General features: G+C 61.9%; 15 protein-coding genes. 3 read left to right on the top strand and 12 right to left on the bottom strand.

The window, feature by feature from the left end; all coding sequences use genetic code 11:
- Positions 1-28: 28 nt before the first annotated feature.
- The 7 genes from ACIOVF_RS06170 to puuE all read right to left on the bottom strand — a co-directional run bounded on the left by ACIOVF_RS06170 (position 29) and on the right by puuE (position 7012).
- A complete protein-coding gene (locus tag ACIOVF_RS06170; protein WP_045200414.1) occupies positions 29-817 on the bottom strand; it encodes an outer membrane protein OmpK in 789 nt (262 codons plus the stop codon).
- 361 nt (positions 818-1178) lie between these two features.
- Positions 1179-1964 (bottom strand): outer membrane protein OmpK, encoded by a 786-nt coding sequence (locus tag ACIOVF_RS06175; protein WP_045200416.1) that lies wholly within the window; start codon positions 1962-1964, stop codon positions 1179-1181.
- Between the two features lie 133 nt (positions 1965-2097).
- Complete coding sequence (locus ACIOVF_RS06180; protein ID WP_401288204.1) at positions 2098-3453, bottom strand: nucleobase:cation symporter-2 family protein; 1356 nt, start codon at positions 3451-3453, stop codon at positions 2098-2100.
- Between the two features lie 133 nt (positions 3454-3586).
- Entirely contained in the window at positions 3587-4912 is a 1326-nt protein-coding gene (locus ACIOVF_RS06185) for a urate hydroxylase PuuD (protein ID WP_401288207.1), read from the bottom strand.
- A gap of 50 nt (positions 4913-4962) precedes the next feature.
- Positions 4963-5466 carry an ureidoglycolate lyase gene (locus ACIOVF_RS06190; RefSeq protein ID WP_045200421.1) on the bottom strand — a complete coding sequence of 168 codons (504 nt, stop codon included), beginning with the start codon at positions 5464-5466 and terminating at the stop codon, positions 4963-4965.
- Positions 5467-5570: 104 nt separating this feature from the next.
- Entirely contained in the window at positions 5571-6086 is a 516-nt protein-coding gene (uraD, locus tag ACIOVF_RS06195; protein WP_123568128.1) for a 2-oxo-4-hydroxy-4-carboxy-5-ureidoimidazoline decarboxylase, read from the bottom strand.
- The gene (gene puuE, locus ACIOVF_RS06200; RefSeq protein WP_045200424.1) at positions 6086-7012 is read right to left on the bottom strand and encodes an allantoinase PuuE; all 927 of its coding nucleotides are present in this window, start codon (positions 7010-7012) and stop codon (positions 6086-6088) included. Before puuE ends, uraD begins: the two co-directional genes overlap by 1 nt.
- 398 nt (positions 7013-7410) lie before the next feature.
- Between puuE and uraH the strand changes: the two genes are divergently transcribed.
- Positions 7411-7764 (top strand): hydroxyisourate hydrolase, encoded by a 354-nt coding sequence (uraH, locus tag ACIOVF_RS06205; protein ID WP_010225132.1) that lies wholly within the window; start codon positions 7411-7413, stop codon positions 7762-7764.
- Positions 7765-7944: 180 nt separating this feature from the next.
- Here the strand turns inward: uraH and ACIOVF_RS06210 are convergent, their stop codons facing one another.
- Positions 7945-9294, bottom strand: coding sequence for an NCS2 family permease (locus ACIOVF_RS06210; protein ID WP_045200426.1), 1350 nt, complete (start codon positions 9292-9294; stop codon positions 7945-7947).
- Positions 9295-9653: 359 nt separating this feature from the next.
- Between ACIOVF_RS06210 and ACIOVF_RS06215 the strand changes: the two genes are divergently transcribed.
- Positions 9654-10421 (top strand): GntR family transcriptional regulator, encoded by a 768-nt coding sequence (locus ACIOVF_RS06215; protein WP_036994364.1) that lies wholly within the window; start codon positions 9654-9656, stop codon positions 10419-10421.
- A 219-nt stretch (positions 10422-10640) separates the two neighbouring features.
- Positions 10641-11333, top strand: a complete 693-nt coding sequence (gene aqpZ, locus ACIOVF_RS06220; protein ID WP_401288245.1) for an aquaporin Z — start codon at positions 10641-10643, stop codon at positions 11331-11333.
- Here the strand turns inward: aqpZ and guaD are convergent.
- The 4 genes from guaD to xdhA form a co-directional block, all read right to left on the bottom strand.
- Positions 11330-12634, bottom strand: a complete 1305-nt coding sequence (gene guaD / locus ACIOVF_RS06225; RefSeq protein WP_401288214.1) for a guanine deaminase — start codon at positions 12632-12634, stop codon at positions 11330-11332. The genes aqpZ and guaD overlap by 4 nt on opposite strands.
- Positions 12635-12644: 10 nt before the next feature.
- Positions 12645-13490: a xanthine dehydrogenase accessory protein XdhC gene (gene xdhC, locus ACIOVF_RS06230; protein WP_045200432.1), complete on the bottom strand. Its 846-nt coding sequence runs from the start codon at positions 13488-13490 to the stop codon at positions 12645-12647.
- A gap of 100 nt (positions 13491-13590) precedes the next feature.
- Positions 13591-15987 (bottom strand): xanthine dehydrogenase molybdopterin binding subunit, encoded by a 2397-nt coding sequence (xdhB, locus tag ACIOVF_RS06235; protein ID WP_213602027.1) that lies wholly within the window; start codon positions 15985-15987, stop codon positions 13591-13593.
- Positions 15980-17434, bottom strand: coding sequence for a xanthine dehydrogenase small subunit (xdhA, locus tag ACIOVF_RS06240; protein ID WP_401288217.1), 1455 nt, complete (start codon positions 17432-17434; stop codon positions 15980-15982). Before xdhA ends, xdhB begins: the two co-directional genes overlap by 8 nt.
- Positions 17435-17524: the final 90 nt, after the last annotated feature.

A 17524-nucleotide genomic window follows, 5' to 3' on the forward strand; every position in this document is an offset into this window, starting at 1 on the left:
GCAAGGCGCAACTTTGTATCCGTGCGGATCAGAAGTGCGCTTTGACCAGGAAGCTGGCCGTGTTCTGATCGGTATCAAAGGCATCGCTGTCCTTGATGCCGTATTTGTTCTTCCAGTAGTCGTATTCGAAACCGACATACAACTGCTTCTCGCCCCAGTTCAGCGCCTTGCCCAGGTCGTATTTGACCTGCGGGTTGAAGTGCAGGTTGGCGTGGTAGGTACCACGGCGGCTGGTGGCATCGTTGTCGACGACCCAGTCCATGAAACCATCGATGAGGATGTCGGACTTGCCCACGGGAATGGTGTAGGACCATACCGGGGTGATCTGCCAGACGTTGTCACCGGCGCGGCTGCCTTCGGTGTGGCGCTGGTAGAAGTTCAGCTGGAAGTAATCAAAGCCCGGGATGTCCAGGTCGAAACCCGGGCCGATCAGGTAGGACTCGGTGTCACCTTCGCCAAACTCGTAGGTCATGGCCAGCAGCACGTCCTTGACCGGGCCGAAGGCCAGCTTCTGGTCGAAGATCTTGCCGAAGGACAGGCGCGGGCTGATCTCGCCGTAGTAGGTGTTGGGGCCGTTGTTGAAGTCCTTGTCGCCGTTGTAGAAGATCTTGTCGACGAAGATGAAGTTGTCGCCGTACTTCCAGGCATCGGCGTGCTCGAAGGTCACGGTCTGCTGGATCGACGGGTTGACGGCGAAGTTCTTGCCCCACAGGTAGGTCAGGCTGTTGTTCTGCCATTGCAGCAGGTCACCGGCGCTGGCGCCGGTGCTGGCCGCCAGCAGGCCGCTGGCGAGGATCAGGCTGTTGGTAATACGCATCGCGTAGTTGCTCCCTTGATTGATTCTGTGTCGGTGCTCTGGTGTGGCACCTTTTTGGTAATTACTTGTCTTCTGAGTCAGTTTTTTTCGATTGGCCACAGCTGTTTGGCAAGAGCTGGGCCAACTTTTCGGGGCTGGCTCAACAATCCTGCTCGACGTCAGACTGAACAGATGAAAAGGGTATTGCTGGATGGCGTGACGCTTGCCAACCGCCCGAATTCATTGACTGAGCGGTCAGCAAACGCAGACAGGATCCGTCCTGCCCTGAGCGAGGGGGCGCGCAGATTACTGGCTTGCGCGCCGGTCCTCAAGTGCTCCGTCCTGGAGCAGGTGTGGCAAAAACTGTGCGTTTGGTCAGCTTTTAGAAGTGAACCTTAACCAGGGCGCTGGTAACGCTCTGGTTGGTGTCGAGCTTCCCACTGTTCTCGATACCGTATTTGTCTTTCCAGTAGCTGTATTCGATACCTACGTACAACTGCTTGGCGCCCAGGTTCAGGGCCTTGCCCAGGTCGTATTTGACCTGCGGGTTGAACTGCAGGTTGGCGTGGTAGGTGCCGCGCCGGGTTTGATCGTTGTCCACCACCCAGTCCATGTAGCCATCGATCAGCACGTCGGACTTGCCCACGGGGATGGTGTAGGAAAAGGTTGGGGTAATCTGCCAGACACGATCACCTGGGCGGCTGCCTTCGGTGTTGCGCTGCATGATGTTGAGGGTGAAGTAGTTGAAGCCGGGAATCGCCAGGTCAAAGCCGGGGCCGATCAGGTAGGCCTCGTTGTCGCCTTCGCCCGACTCGTAGGTCATGGCGATCAGTACGTCCTTGATCGGACCGAACTCGAATTTGCGATCGAAGATCTTGCCTAGCGACAGCCGCGGGCTGAACTCACCGTAGTAGGTGTTGCTGCCTTTGTTGCGGTCGGTACCGCCGTTGTAGAAGATCTTGTCGATGAACAGGAAAGTGTCGCCGTACTTCCACTTGTTGGCGTGTTCGAAGGTCAGCGTCTGCTGGATCGCCGGGTTGACCTGGAAGTCCTTGCCGTAGAGGTAGGTGAGGCTGTTGGTGTGCCAGAGCAGCAAGTCCCCTGCGGCGGCTGGCAAGGTGGCCAGCAGACTGCTACCCAGCAGGAGGGAAGTGGTGATGCCTTTCATGTTGTGATTCCCGGCTTTGTTATTGTTGGTTTTCGGTTTTTTGGCGCGAAGCGCCCCGGCCGACCCGCTCCCACGGGTCGACGGCCTTGCATGTTGCTCGGGTGACGCCGGGCGGCAAGCGCCGCCCAAAGGCTCAGTGCTGGTGGGCGGTATCGTTGTGGGCAGCGCGCTCGGCGCCACCGAGGATGTTGAACAGCAAGTTGAGGATCAACGCGCTGACGGTGGCCATGGCAATGCCGCTATGGGTGATCGGTTCCATCCACTGCGGCATCTGTGCAAAGAATTCGGGGCGCACCACCGGGATCAGGCCCATGCCGACGCTGACGGCCACCAGCAACTGGTTACGACGGTCGGCGATGTCGGCTTCCTGGAGGATCTTGATGCCGGTAGCGGCGACCATGCCGAACATGGCAATCGAGGCGCCGCCAAGTACTGCTGGCGGAATCGAGGCAATCAGGAACGCCGCTTTTGGCAGCAGGCTGAGCAGGATCAGAAAACCTCCGGCAACTACCGTAACGTAGCGGCAACGCACGCCGGTCATCTGCACCAGGCCGATGTTCTGGGCAAACGAGGAGTGGGTGAAAGTGTTGAAAAAGCCGGCCACGAACGATGCGCCGGCATCGCACATCAGGCCACGGCGCAGCATGCCCGGGGTGACTTCACGGTCGGTGACCTTGCCCAGGGCGAGGAACATGCCGGTGGACTCGACAAAGATGATCACCACCACCAGGCACATCGACAGGATCGGCGCCAGGCTGAAGGTCGGCATGCCGAAGTGTAGCGGGGTGACGACCTGGACCCAGGGCGCTTCGCTCAGGCCGGTGAGGTCGACCATGCCGATGGAGCCGGCAATGATGTAGCCCAGGCCCATGCCGATCAGCACCGAGACATTGACCCAGAAGCCACGCATGAAGCGGTTGATCAGCAGGATGGTGGCCAGCACCAGGCCGGCGACGATCAGGTACACGGGGGAGCCGAAGGGTGCGGCATCGGCGCCGCCGCCGGCCCAGTTGACGGCAACCGGGAACAGCGACAGGCCGATCGAGGTGATGACCGTGCCGGTCACCAGGGGCGGGAAGAAGCGCACCACCTTGGACATGAACGGCGCGATGATAATGCCGAAGAAGCCGGCGGCGATGGTCGCGCCGAAAATCCCCTGCAGGCCGACGCCGGGCATGCCGGCCATGGCCACCATGCTGCCGACCGCGGCAAAGCTTGCGCCCATCATCACCGGCATGCGGATGCCGACAGCACCAATGCCGAACGACTGGACGATGGTGGCGACACCAGCGACCAGCAGGTCGGCATTGATCAGGAAAGCGACTTCTTCACGAGAAAGTCCGGCGGCTTGACCGATGATCAGCGGCACGGCAATCGCGCCTCCGTACATCAGCAACACATGCTGCAGACCCACCAGGAACAGTTGGAACAGGGGCAGTGGCTGTCGTGGGGGCGCAACAGGGATGTACGCCTTGCGTGACTCGGACATGCAACACCTCGGTTTTGTTTTTATTCTTGGAGCTGCAAGCTTCAAGCGCCAAGCTTCAAGAAGAAGCAGGAGGTCGCGCTTGGCTTGCAGCTTTTTTTTGCTTGCCGCTTACAGCTGGCAGCTTGCGGCTGCCTTAGTTGGTCGGTGCTCCCTTGGCGACCCAGGCGCCAATCAGTTCACGTTCCTGCTGGGTCATCTGCGTGATGTTGCCCAGGGGCATGATCTGCGTGGCTACCGCTTGCGCCTGGATGCGCGCGGCCTGTTGCTGGATCTGCTGCGGGGTATCGAGCATCACCCCGGCAGGGGCGGCGCTGAACAGCGGGCTGGTCGGCTTGGCCGAATGGCACACCGCGCAGCGTTCCTGGATGACGCTGTGGATCTTGTCGAAACCGGCATCGTCGAGCTTGGCGGTGGCCTCGGCCGGGGTAGCAGCAGGGGCGGCTGGCTGGGCAGGGGCGGCAGCTTGTTCGGCGGCTTTCTCGGCAGCGGTCTTGCCACCCAGGGCGGTTTCCGGCAGCGGCTGGTACTCAACCTTGGCGGCGGCCTGCTGTGGCGCAGTCGGCATCGGCGCAGGGCCGGTAACGTAAGCCAGGCAGATCATCGCCAGGGCGCCGACCGGCAGGGTCCAGGCGTACTTGTTGCTGTCATGACGGGTGTTGAAGTAGTGACGCACCAACACCGCAGCCACCGCGATACCGCCCAGGATCAACCAGTTGTACTGGCTGCCATAGGTGCTCGGGAAGTGGTTGCTGATCATGATGAACAGCACCGGCAGGGTGAAGTAGTTGTTGTGTCGCGAACGCAGCAGGCCCTTGGCTGGCAGCAGCGGGTCGGGGGTCTGGTTGGCTTCGATGGCGGCCACCAGCTGACGCTGGGCCGGCATGATGATGCGGAACACGTTGCCGACCATGATGGTGCCGATGATCGCGCCGGTGTGCAGGTACGCGCCGCGGCCGCTGAACACCTGGCTGAAGCCGTAGCAGGCGGCAATGACCAGCACGAACAGGACCAGGCCGAGCAGGCCAGGGCGCTTGCCCAGTGGCGAGTCGCAGAGGAAGTCGTAGATGAACCAGCCGGCGATCAGCGAACCGACACCGATGGCAATCCCTTCACCACCGCTCAGGGTGCTGCCAGGGGCCAGCAGGTAGAGGGTCGGGTTCCAGTAGAACACCAGGCACAGCAGGGCGATACCCGACATCCAGGTGAAGTAGGCTTCCCATTTGAACCAGTGCAGGTTCTCCGGCATTTTTGGCGGAGCCAGCTTGTACTTCTCCAGGTGGTAGATCCCGCCACCGTGAATCGCCCAGAGATCGCCGGACAGACCGTCGCGCGGGTTGGCCCGGTTGAGGTTGTTTTCCAGCCAGACAAAGTAGAACGACGCGCCAATCCATGCCACGCCAGTGATCATGTGAACCCAACGCACGCTCAGGTTCAGCCATTCCAACAGATGTGCTTCCACAGTCTTTACCTCTACCCTGGCACCCTGTAGCCGGGCGCTCAGGTCTTCTCTTATTGGTGGGGGGCGAGGATCAATTGCTCATCCTCATTGAAAAAATGCTCATCGCAGTTGTTGCCAGTGCCACTGCGATCAACCACCAGGAAGTCATCCCGCTTTTCGATCGTCAGCACCGGGTGGTGCCAGACGCCGCGATGGTAATTGATGCCCTGCCTTCCATTACTGATGAAGGCACGGACCAGGCCTGATACAGGTGCATCGCCAACGGGCGCGACCACGATCAGAAAGGGGTTGCCGAGCAGCGGAATGAAAGCCTGGCTGCCCTGCGGATGGCGCTCCAGCATGCGTACGGTCAGGGGCATGTCCTGCGCATCGGCGCGGAAGATGCTGATGATCGCCTTGTCGTCGGGTTGTGCGGTTTCGACCGTGGCCAGACGATGGAAGCGCATGGTCGAGCCGTTGTTGATCATGAAGTGGTCGCTGCCGTCGGTTTCGATCACGTCACCGAAAGGGGCGAAGGCTTCTTTGCTCAGGGGCTCAATCACTAAAGTGCGCATGCGGATTCTCTTTATTCTGTGTTGTGGAGGGTGCCGTTGTGGCGCCGGTCAGGCCCTGGGTACGCTCGCGTCGCGCACTCGGGCCAGCCCGGCGGTCGACGCCCTTAAAGCTGCAGCAGGCGGAACAGGGCAATCAGGTTGATCTGCGCCAGCGCTTCCTTGAACTCGGCCTCGACCGAGTTGTGGATGCGCTTTTCAAAGGCGGCGAGGATCTGGTGCCGGTTGCTGCCTTTGACCGCCATGATGAACGGGAACTTGAACTTCTCTTTGTAGGCATCGTTGAGCACGGTGAAGCGCTCGAACTCTTCGGCGGTGCACTGGTGGATACCGGCGCCGGCCTGTTCATTGGTGCTCGATTCGGTCAGCTCGCCCTGGATCGCGGCCTTGCCGGCGAGGTCCGGGTGAGCATTGATCAGCGCAAGCTGGGCGGCGTGGTCGGCGCTCAGGAGGATGTCGCTCATGCGCTGGTGCAGGGCTTCGATCTGGTCGGCTTCGTGCAACTGGCCGAGGTCGTAGGCCTTTTCGGCAACCCAGGGCGAGTGTTCGTAGATGTCGGCGAAGGCTTCGACGAACGCTGTGCGATCCAGGGTCGAAGGCTTCAGGGTCTTGAATGCGGTCATTAGGCGTTCTCGGCTTGGAAAGGGTGGGTGGCATGCCAGTGACGGGCGATGTCCACGCGCCGGGCGAACCAGACCTGGTCATGGCTCTTGGCGTACTCGACGAAGCGCTTGAGCGCAGCCAGGCGCGCCGGGCGACCGATCAGGCGGCAGTGCAGGCCGATCGAGAGCATTTTCGGTGCCTCGGCGCCTTCTTCGTAGAGCACATCGAAGGCGTCCTTGAGGTACTGGAAGAACTGCTCGCCGCAATTGAAACCCTGTACCTGGGTGAAGCGCATGTCGTTGGTGTCCAGGGTGTAGGGGATCACCAGGTGCGGCTTGTCGGTGGGGTTGTTGCGTTCCCAGTAGGGCAGGTCGTCGTCATAGGTGTCGCTGTCGTAGAGGAAGCCGCCTTCCTCCATCACCAGGCGCCGGGTGTTCGGCCCGGTACGGCCGGTGTACCAGCCCAGCGGCCGTTCACCGGTGAGTTCGGTGAGGATGCGGATGGCTTCGAGCATGTGCTCGCGTTCCTGGGCCTCGTCCATGTTCTGGTAGTCGATCCAGCGGTAGCCGTGGCTGCAGATCTCGTGGCCGGCTTCGACCATGGCGCGGATCACGTCCGGATGGCGCTGGGCGGCCATGGCCACGGCGAAGATGGTCAGCGGTACGCCGGTGTCCTTGAACAGCTTGAGCAGGCGCCAGACGCCGGCACGGCTGCCGTATTCGTACAGCGATTCCATGCTCATGTTGCGCGCGCCCTGCAGCGGCTGGGCGGCGACCATTTCCGAGAGGAAGGCTTCGGACTCTTTGTCACCGTGAAGGATGTTGCGTTCGCCACCTTCTTCGTAGTTGAGCACGAAAGACAAAGCAATGCGGGCATTCCCCGGCCAGCGCGGATGAGGTGGGGTGTTGCCGTAACCGATCAGGTCGCGAGGGTAATCAGCGCTCACTGCAGTCTTCCTTCTTGTACGTGAATACGGAGGGCGTGGGCACCCGGGTAGGGTATCGGCCACGACGATGGAATGATTGTATACAACTTTGTTTGCGATTTGTAAGCCTGTTTTTTCGCTTTTCTTTGCCTTTTTGGCCACTCCCACCTCTATAAGGAGCCCTGCAAGAAACCTGCCTGATCGGTCAGCTAATGACGGACGCGTCGGCCATTGGCGTGGTTTTGCGACTGATGGCCTATTTACAGGGGATGAGCGGCGTGCCAGGAAAGAATACCGAATTATTGTGTACAATTTCATAGAAAAATGTCTTAATAATCCGACAGCCGCACGTTGTCGGGCTTCCTGACGCTGGCGTGCGGGTATTTTTTGCCCACAGATAGAACAGAGGCGAGCAAGCAATGGGACGTTTGACCACGCATGTACTGGATGCCGCTCATGGCTGCCCTGGCAGCTCGATCAAGGTCGAGCTGTACCGGGTCGAAGGCCAGCAGCTGGAACTGGTGAACACTACCCTGACCAACAGCGATGGCCGTTGCGACGCACCGCTGCTGCAAGGCGATGATTACCGCAGCGGCGTTTACCAGCTGCAGTTCAGCGCCGGCGACTACTACCGTGCCCGCGGCGTACAACTGCCCGAGCCTGCTTTTCTTGACGTGGTGGTACTGCGTTTCGGCATCAGCGCCGAACAGGATCACTACCACGTGCCGCTGTTGATCTCGCCGTACAGTTACTCGACCTATCGTGGAAGCTAGTTGGTCGCTAGAAGAATCTTCGTAGGTCCCTTGCCCGCTCACACTGCGGGCTTTTTTTTGCCTGTGATTTTTCTGCGGCCTCATCGCGGGTGTAGGAGCGGGCTTGACCCGCGATAGGTCCCTCACACACAACAAAAAGCCCCACCCGAAGGTGAGGCCCTTGTCTCGCAATCGCCTTGTTTACAGGAACACGAACTTGGCAATGAAGATCGCCGTCAGCACCCACAGGCTGGCCGAGATCTCCTTGTAGCGTCCGGTCCCGGCCTTGAGCACCACATAGGTGATAAAGCCCAGGGCGATACCGTCGGCGACCGAGAAGGTCAGCGGCATCATGATCGCGGTGACGATCGCCGGGATGCTGTCAGTGGCTTCATCCCAGTTGATGTGGGCCATGCTGCCCATCATCAGCATCGCCACATAGATCAGCGCGCCAGCCGTGGCGTAGGCAGGAATCATCCCGGCCAGCGGGGCGAAGAACATGGCGGCGATAAAGAACAGGCCGACTACCACCGCAGTCAGCCCGGTACGGCCGCCGGCGGCGACACCTGCCGCGCTCTCTACATAGCTGGTCACCGGCGGTACACCAACCACCGCGCCGAACACGCTCGAGGCGCTGTCTGCTTTAAGCGCCCGTGACAGGTTCTCGATGCGCCCGTCGGCATTCACCAGGCCGGCCCGCTGGGCCACGCCCATCAGGGTGCCGGCGGTGTCGAACATGTGCACGAAGAGGAAGGCAAACACCACCGCGATCATGCTGACGTTGAACACCCCGGCAACATCCATGGCCATCCAGGTCGGTGCCAGGCTCGGCGGCAGCGAGAACAAGCCGCCGTACTCGACCAGGCCCAGGCCCCAGCCGGCGAGGGTGACGCTGATGATGCTGATCAGGATCGCGCCGAACACCCGGTGATAGCTGAGCACCGCGATCATCAGAAAGCAGATGGCTGCCAGCAGCGGGCCGGGCTCGTGCAGCGAGCCGAGCTTGATCAGGGTCGCCGGGCTGTCGACGACAATCCCTGCGGTTTTAAGACCGATCAGTCCGAGGAACAATCCGACGCCGGCACCCATGGCATGGCGCAGGCTGACCGGAATGCTGTTGAGCAGCCATTCGCGCACCCGCGACAAAGTCAGCAGCATGAACAGCACCCCGGAGACAAACACCGCGCCCAGCGCGGCTTCCCAGGTGTAGCCCATGGTCCCGACCACGGTGTAGGTAAAGAAGGCGTTCAGGCCCATGCCCGGTGCCAGGCCGACCGGCCAGTTGGCGTACAGGCCCATCAACAGGCAGCCGAGGGCGGCAGCGATGCAGGTGGCGACAAACGCCGCACCGTGATCGATGCCGGCATCGGCCATGATGTTGGGGTTGACGAAAATGATGTAGGCCATGGTGATGAAGGTGGTCAACCCGGCGATCATCTCGGTTTTGACGGTGGTGCCATGTAGCTTGAGTTTGAAAATCCGCTCCAGCCAGCTCGTTTCGAGCGGTGGGGCAAGATCCAGCGTAGGGGCGTCGGATTTGCGGCTTTCCACAGCGTGTACTCCTCAAGTCTTTTCTTGTTTTCCAGAACCAGTCCTGCGCACGCACTGGGGGGCTCTGTGAGGCGGATGGGATGGCAGGCCACCGGACCGTTTGTTGACTTCTGGGTCAGGAAGTTGCACGGATGGATTATGCGTTTGTATACAAAGAATGCAAATAATGTTTTCGTTGTTGTGGCCAGATAATTTGCAGGCGTAGCTATAAAGGCCATCGGCACCTGCAGAAATCCCTGCGGCTGTGTACAATGTGCCAATACCTTAATCGTTTAATTTTCTTACCAGGACTTGCCATCGCCCCTCTGGCTGGTATTACAGTCAGGGTCCGACTGGCGGATCTCCGTGCTCGAGTGCCCATGAACGAACAGCTGCAACCTCTCAAGAAACCAGTGCGTACCGGCAAGGCCGGTCGTAGCGGAACCCAGGACGATATCGTCTACGCGCACATTTTCGAGGCCATCCTCGAGCAGCGTCTGGCGCCGGGTACCAAGTTGAGCGAGGAAGCCCTGGGCGAGATCTTCGGCGTCAGCCGCACCATCATCCGTCGCGCGCTGTCGCGCCTGGCCCACGAAAGCGTGGTGCTGCTGCGGCCCAACCGCGGCGCGGTAGTGGCCAGCCCGACGGTCGAAGAGGCCCGCCAGGTGTTCTTCTCGCGGCGCATGGTCGAGCGCGCGATCACCGAGCTTGCGGTCGAGCACGCCACCGCCGAGCAACTCAACGAACTGCGCCAGATGGTCCGCGAAGAGCGCGACAGCTTCTCCCGTGGCGATCGCGGTGCCGGCATTCGCCTGTCTGGCGAGTTCCACCTGAAACTGGCGGAAGCGGCGGGCAACGCCCCGTTGATCAGCTTCCAGCGCAGCCTGGTGTCGCAAACCTCGCTGATCATCGCCCAGTACGAAAGCGGCAACCGCTCGCACTGCTCCTACGACGAGCACATGCAGCTGATCGACGCCATCGAGGCCCGTGACGTCAACCAGGCGGTGAGCCTGATGATGCACCACATGGACCACATCGACAGCAAGCTCAACCTCGACGAAGACAGCGCTTCGGATGACCTGCACGCGGTGTTCTCGCACCTGCTGCAAACCAAGAAGCGGGGTGGGGTCGCACCGCTCAAGGGTTGAAGGCCAGTAACATCAAATCGCGGGGCAAGTCGAATCGTCGCACCGCCGCTCCCACAGAGCTCCTGTGGGAGCGGGCTTGCCCCGCGATGCGTTTCAGGCCACTGGCAGGTTATCCAGCCTCTGCTAGATTCTCACCTGATCCACCGCAAACCTTCATCAAGCAGTTGGGCTTGCGCGCTTTGCGTAGAACTTCAACTACTTGAGGACTGGTGTATGTCGATGCCCCTGAGCAAACGCATGGGTGCTGAACTGATCGGGACATTCTGGCTGGTGGTGGGTGGCTGCGGCAGTGCGGTGATCGCCGCCTCGTTCCCCATTGGTATCGGCCTGGTCGGAGTGGCCATGGCCTTCGGCCTGACCGTGCTGACCATGGCTTTCGCCATTGGCCATATTTCCGGATGCCACCTCAACCCCGCAGTGTCGGTCGGGCTGGTGGTGGGGGGGCGGTTTCCACTCAAAGACCTGCTGCCCTACGTCATCGCCCAGGTGATCGGGGCAATTCTCGGTGCGGCGGTGATCTACTTCATTGCCAGCGGCAAGGCCGGTTTCGAGTTGTCGGCGGGGCTGGCGTCCAACGGCTATGCCGAGCATTCCCCCGGCGGCTACTCATTGGCGGCAGGCTTTGCCAGTGAAGTGGTGATGACCGCGATGTTCATCCTGATCATCATGGGCGCCACCGACAGCCGTGCCCCGGCAGGCTTTGCGCCGATTGCCATCGGCCTTGCGCTGACCTTGATCCACCTGATCTCGATACCGGTCACCAATACCTCGGTAAACCCGGCGCGCAGCACCGGGCCGGCGATTTTCGTCGGTGGCTGGGCGTTGCAGCAGCTGTGGTTGTTCTGGGTCGCGCCGCTGATCGGGGCGGTGATCGGCGGCGCGCTGTACAAGGGGCTGTTCCGCGAGCCTTAGCGCTGATGCACGCAGCGCCCGGCAGCGAAGGTCTGCTTGACGGTGCGGTCATCGCCCAGGGTCATGAGCACGAACAGCGTCTCGTCGATGCTGTTGGACTGCTGGATGCGGTAGTCCATCAACGCCGTGGCCTTGTAGTCGAGGACCACAAAGTCAGCATCGTTGCCCGGCTGCAGGCTGCCGATACGGTCATCCAGGCTCAGCGCCCGGGCGCCGCCCAGGGTTGCCAGGTACAGTGACTTGAACGGGCTCAGGCGCGCGCCCTGCAACTGCATGACCTTGTAGGCTTCGTTCAGGGTATTGAGCAGCGAGAAGCTGGTGCCGGCGCCGACGTCGGTGCCCAGGCCGACCTTGACCTTGAACTTCTCGGCCTGCGGCAGGTTGAACAGGCCGCTGCCGAGGAACAGGTTGGAAGTCGGGCAGAAGGCCACGGCCGAGCCGGTTTCGGCCAGGCGCTGACATTCGTCGTCGCACAGGTGTACGCCGTGGGCGAACACCGAGCGCTGGCCGAGCAGCTTGTAGTGATCGTAGACGTCGAGGTAGCCCTTGCGCTCCGGGAACAGCGCCTTGACCCAGTCGATCTCCTTGAGGTTCTCGCTCAGGTGGGTGTGCATGTACAGGTCGGGGTATTCGCCCAGCAGCTGGCCGGCCAGGGCCAGTTGCTCCGGAGTGCTGGTCGGCGCAAAACGCGGGGTCACTGCGTAGTGCAGGCGGCCCTTGCCATGCCAGCGCTCGATCAGCGCCTTGCTTTCTACATAACCGGATTCGGCGGTGTCGGTCAGGTAGTCCGGGGCGTTGCGGTCCATCATCACCTTGCCGGCGATCATCCGCAGGTCCAGGCGCTCGGCTTCTTCGAAGAAGGCATTGACCGATTCCGGGTGCACGCTGCCGAACACCAGGGCGGTGGTGGTGCCGTTGCGCAGCAATTCCTCGACGAAGATTTTCGCGACTTTGTCGGCATGCGTCTTGTCGGCGAACTGCTTTTCGCAGGGGAAGGTGTAGGTGTTGAGCCAGTCCAGCAGCTGCTCGCCGTAGGAACCGATCATGCCGGTCTGCGGGAAATGGATATGGGTGTCGATAAAGCCCGGGGTGATCAAGGCGTCCTGATGGTGCTCGACCTCGATGTCGGCGGCCAGGCTCGGCAGCAGGTCGCGGGCATGACCGACAGCGCTGATCTTGCCGTTGTCGATCACCAGCAGGCCGTCTTCGAAATACTGATAGGAGGCTTCGACGCCTACTTCAGCAGGGTCGGCGATGCTGTGCAGGATGGCGGCACGGTAGGCTTTGCGGGTTGCGCTCATAGGGCTCTCGTCATATGGCTTGGCTGCGCCGTGATGGCGGCAGCAATTGGGCAATGGGGCCGGCGTTGGCAGCGTTGTTGTGCTGGCCAAAGCTTGCGTTGTAGGTGGCAATGATTTCTGCGGCAATCGACACGGCAATCTCGATCGGCAGCTTGCCCTTGACCTCGGCGATGCCCATCGGGCAACGCATGCGCTGCAGGCGCTCCTCGGCAAAGCCGCGCTCGCGCAGGCGATGCTCGAACTTGACGCGTTTGGTCTTCGAGCCGATCAGGCCGAACCAGGTGAAATCATTGCGCTTGAGGATCGCCGCGGTCAGTTCCAGATCCAGTTGATGGTTATGGGTCATGACGATGCAGTAGCTGCCAGCGGGCAGCTCATCGACTTCATCCACCGGCTCTTCACTGACGATCTTGCTGACCCCGGCGGGAATGCTCTCGGGGAATTCCTGCTCGCGCGAATCGATCCAGCGCACCTTGCAGGGCAGGGCGGCGAGCAAGGGTACCAGAGCGCGGCCGACATGGCCTGCGCCGAAGACGGCAATCTGCGCCTGAACCTGGCCCATCGGCTCAAACAGCAGCACGGTGGCACCGCCGCAGCACTGGCCGAGGCTGGCGCCGAGGCTGAAGCGCTCCAGATGCGGCGCTTCGCGGCGCTCGGCGAGCATTTGCCGGGCGATATGCATGGCCTTGTATTCCAGGTGGCCACCGCCGATGGTGTCAAACAACTGCTCGGCGCTGACGACCATCTTCGAGCCGGCGTTGCGCGGCGTCGAGCCGCGCTCTTCGATGATGGTCACCAGTACGCAGGGCTCGCCGCGGGACTGCAGGTCGGACAGGGCGTTGATCCAGGTGTGCATGTTCAGTTACCTATGTGGTGCCTGTTCTGGCCTCATCGCGGGTCAAGCCCGCTCCCACAGTAGTCCACTGTGGGAGCGGGCTTGACCCGCGATTGGCGCCCTACGGAGCGACTGTCTCAACCTCGGCAGCAGCCTGCTGCGCCGCCAGCGCCTTGCGCATCTGCTCGCAGCCCCAGAGCACCCGCTCCGGCGTCGCTGGCGCATCGATCAGCGGATGCACGCGGTAATCGCCAAGGCTGGCCACGGCGTCCTTGATCGCGCACCAGGCGGCAATGCCGAGCATGAACGGCGGCTCGCCCACGGCCTTGGAATGGAACACCGTGTCTTCCGGGTTCTTGCGGTTTTCCACCAGTTTCACCCGCAAATCCACCGGCATATCCGCTACCGCCGGGATCTTGTAGCTGGCCGGGCCGTTGGTCATCAGCTTGCCCTTGGCGTTCCACACCAGCTCTTCGGTGGTCAGCCAGCCCATGCCCTGGATGAAACCACCCTCGACCTGGCCGATGTCGATGGCCGGGTTCAGCGAGGCGCCGACGTCGTGCAGGATGTCGGTGCGCAGCATCTTGTACTCGCCGGTCAGGGTGTCGACGATCACCTCGGCGCAGGCTGCGCCGAAGGCGAAGTAGTAGAACGGCCGGCCGCGGGCCTGGCTGCGGTCGTAATAGATCTTCGGGGTCTTGTAGAAACCGGTGCTCGACAGCGACACCTGGGCGAAATAGGCCTGTTGTACCAGCGCTTCGAAACTGAGGATTTCATCGCGCACGCGCACATGGCCGTTACGGAATTCGACGTCCTCTTCACTGACCTTGTACTGGCGTGCGGCAAATTCGGTCAGGCGCTGCTTGAGGATCTCGGCGGCATTCTGCGCCGCCTTACCGTTGAGGTCGGCGCCGCTGGAAGCCGCGGTTGGCGAGGTGTTGGGCACCTTGTCGGTGTTGGTCGCGGTGATCTGGATACGCTGGAAATCCACCTGGAACACTTCGGCTACCACCTGCGCGACCTTGGTGTTCAGGCCCTGGCCCATCTCGGTGCCACCGTGGTTCAGGTGAATGCTGCCATCGGTGTAAATATGCACCAGGGCGCCGGCCTGGTTGAGGAAGCTGGCGGTGAACGAGATGCCGAATTTTACCGGGGTCAGCGCCAGGCCTTTTTTCAGGATCGGGCTGTTGGCGTTGAAGCGGCGGATCGATTCGCGGCGCTCGGCGTAGTCACTGCTGGCTTCGAGCTCGGCAGTGATCTCTTCGAGCATGTTGTGCTCGACGGTCTGGTAGTAGTGGGTGACGTTGCGCTCGGTCTTGCCGTAGTAGTTGGCCTTGCGCACCGCCAGCGGGTCGAGGGCCAGGTGGCGGGCGATATGGTCCATCACCTCCTCGATGGCGACCATGCCTTGCGGGCCGCCGAAGCCACGGTAGGCAGTGTTGGAGGCGGTGTTGGTCTTGCAACGGTGGCCGTGGATGGTGGCGTCGCCGAGGTAATAGGCGTTGTCGGCGTGGAACATCGCACGGTCGACGATAGAGGCCGAGAGGTCCGGCGAGCAACCGCAGTTGCCGGCCAGGTCGAAATTGATGCCATGCAGGCGGCCGTTGTCATCGAAGCCGACGTCGTACTCGATATAGAACGGGTGGCGTTTGCCGGTCATCAGCATGTCCTCGACCCGCGGCAGGCGCATCTTGGTCGGCTGGCCGGTGAGGTGGGCGATCACCGCGCACAGGCAGGCGGGGCTTGCCGCCTGGGTTTCCTTGCCGCCGAAACCGCCGCCCATGCGGCGCATGTCGACGACGATGTTGTTCATCGGCACGTCGAGCACTTCGGCCACCAGCTTTTGCACTTCGGTGGGGTTCTGGGTCGAGCAATAGACGATCATCCCGCCGTCTTCGGTGGGCATCACCGAAGAGATCTGGGTTTCCAGGTAGAAGTGCTCCTGGCCGCCGATGTGCAGGCTGCCCTGCAGGCGGTGCGGGGCGCTGGCCAGGGCGCTGACCGAATCGCCGCGCTGGTGGGTGTGGCTGTCGAGCACGAAGTGCTTCTTGCGCAGCGCCTCGACCACGTCCAGCACCGGCTCCAGATCTTCGTACTCGATGATCGCGGCCATCGCCGCGCGGCGCGCGGTATCCAGGTCACGGGCGGCGACGGCAACCACAGGCTGGCCGACGAACTCGACGGTGTCGATTGCCAGCAGCGGGTCGCCGGGCAGCAGCGGGCCGATGTCCTTGAGGCCCGGCACATCTTCATGGGTGATGGCGATGCGCACGCCCTCGAAGGCGTAGCAGGGGCTGGTGTCGATGCTCAGCACCCGGGCGTGGGCGCGGTCGGACAGGCGCGCATACACATGCAACTGGTTGGGAAACTCCAGACGGTCATCGATGTACACCGCTTCGCCCGACACATGTTTGTCGGCACTGTCGTGCTTGAGGCTGCGGCCGACCCCGGTGGTCAGGTCCTGGCTGAACAGTTCTGCCATTTCGGCCTGGCTTTTGGCGACGTGATGGTTAGACATAAGCGGTCACCCGAGTTTCGATGTGCGGCGTTTGCAGTTCGATGAAGTACTTGCGCAGCAGGTTCTGCGCGCTGAGCAGGCGGTATTCCTTGCTCGCCCGGAAATCCGAGAGCGGCGTGAAGTCTTCGGCCAGGGCCTGGCAGGCGCGCTCGACGCTGGCCTGGTTCCAGGCCTTGCCGACCAGCGCCGCTTCGCAGGCGCGGGCGCGCTTGGGAATCGCCGCCATGCCGCCGAAGGCGATGCGCGCTGCGCCGACAACACCGTTCTCGATACGCAGGTTGAATGCCGCGCAGACTGCCGAGATGTCATCGTCCAGGCGCTTGGACACCTTGTAGGCGCGGAACGCCCAGTCGGCGCGGGCCCGTGGCACGATGATCTTCTCGATGAACTCGCTTTCCTGACGCGCGGTGATCCGGTAGTCGATGAAGTAGTCTTCCAGGGCCAGGGTGCGGGTGTTGTCACCTTTGCGCAGGACGATCTGCGCATCCAGGGCAATCAGCAGGGGCGGCGAGTCGCCGATCGGCGAGGCGTTGCCGATGTTGCCGCCCAGGGTGCCCTGGTTGCGGATCTGCAGCGAGGCGAAGCGGTGCAGCAGTTCGCCAAAATCCGGGTATTCGCGGCTCAGGGCGTCGTAGCAGTCGGTCAATGGCGTGGCCGCGCCGATTTTCAGGTGTTCGGCTTGAGTGTCGATGCGCTTGAGTTCGGCGACGTTGCCGACATAGATCATCACCGGCAGGGTTTTGTGGAACTGGGTGACTTCCAGCGCCAGGTCGGTGCCGCCGGCCAGCAAGCGGGCTTCGGGGTGCGAACCGTACAGCTCGGCCAGGTCGGCCACGGTCAGCGGCACCAGGCAGCGCTTGTCGCCGCTGTTGAGCTCGCCGGTTTCGCTTGGGGCGATGGCTTTGAGGCGAGCGATGGTCTGCGCTTGGCCGCTGTCGAACTGATCCGGCTGGGCCTGGCAGCACGACTGCTCGGCGGCGGCGAGGATCGGCCGGTAGCCGGTGCAGCGGCAGAGGTTGCCGGCCAGGGCTTCCTGGGCCTTGTGCAAATCCGGTGCGTCGCTGTTCTTTTGCAGGGCGAACAATGACATGACAAAGCCCGGAGTACAGAAGCCGCATTGCGAGCCGTGGCAATCGGCCATGGCCTGTTGCACGCTGTGCAGCTTGCCCTGGTGCTTGAGCCCTTCGACGCTGATCAGCTGTTTGCCGTGCAGCGAGGAGACAAAAGTCAGGCACGAGTTGAGGCTGCGGTAGCGAATGTGCTCGCCGCCGTCCTCGCCCTCGGCCAGCTCGCCGACCACCACGGTGCAGGCGCCACAATCGCCGCTGGCGCAGCCTTCCTTGGTACCGGACTTGCCCAGGTGTTCGCGAAGATACTCGAGCACGGTCAGGTTGGGGTCCAGGGCATGCTCACTGCGCAGCTCCTGGTTAAGTAGAAACTGGATCACGGGAAGGCCTCACAAGCGACTTATTGTTGTTGAGCGGACTGTAAGCAGACTTGATTTTCAGGTCAACAATTTTCTGACCTTTGGGTCAGG

The sequence above is a fragment of the Pseudomonas sp. NPDC087612 genome (assembly GCF_044743505.1).
Classification (GTDB): domain Bacteria; phylum Pseudomonadota; class Gammaproteobacteria; order Pseudomonadales; family Pseudomonadaceae; genus Aquipseudomonas.

Bases quoted from the DNA above. Each gene is read 5' to 3' on its own strand.
- ACIOVF_RS06170 (WP_045200414.1), bottom strand. From the start codon at position 817: ATGCGTATTACCAACAGCCTGATCCTCGCCAGCGGCCTGCTGGCGGCC.
- ACIOVF_RS06175 (WP_045200416.1), bottom strand. From the start codon at position 1,964: ATGAAAGGCATCACCACTTCCCTCCTGCTGGGTAGCAGTCTGCTGGCC.
- ACIOVF_RS06180 (WP_401288204.1), bottom strand. From the start codon at position 3,453: ATGTCCGAGTCACGCAAGGCGTACATCCCTGTTGCGCCCCCACGACAG.
- ACIOVF_RS06190 (WP_045200421.1), bottom strand. From the start codon at position 5,466: ATGCGCACTTTAGTGATTGAGCCCCTGAGCAAAGAAGCCTTCGCCCCT.
- uraD (WP_123568128.1), bottom strand. From the start codon at position 6,086: ATGACCGCATTCAAGACCCTGAAGCCTTCGACCCTGGATCGCACAGCG.
- uraH (WP_010225132.1), top strand. From the start codon at position 7,411: ATGGGACGTTTGACCACGCATGTACTGGATGCCGCTCATGGCTGCCCT.
- ACIOVF_RS06215 (WP_036994364.1), top strand. From the start codon at position 9,654: ATGAACGAACAGCTGCAACCTCTCAAGAAACCAGTGCGTACCGGCAAG.
- aqpZ (WP_401288245.1), top strand. From the start codon at position 10,641: ATGCCCCTGAGCAAACGCATGGGTGCTGAACTGATCGGGACATTCTGG.
- guaD (WP_401288214.1), bottom strand. From the start codon at position 12,634: ATGAGCGCAACCCGCAAAGCCTACCGTGCCGCCATCCTGCACAGCATC.
- xdhC (WP_045200432.1), bottom strand. From the start codon at position 13,490: ATGCACACCTGGATCAACGCCCTGTCCGACCTGCAGTCCCGCGGCGAG.
- xdhB (WP_213602027.1), bottom strand. From the start codon at position 15,987: ATGTCTAACCATCACGTCGCCAAAAGCCAGGCCGAAATGGCAGAACTG.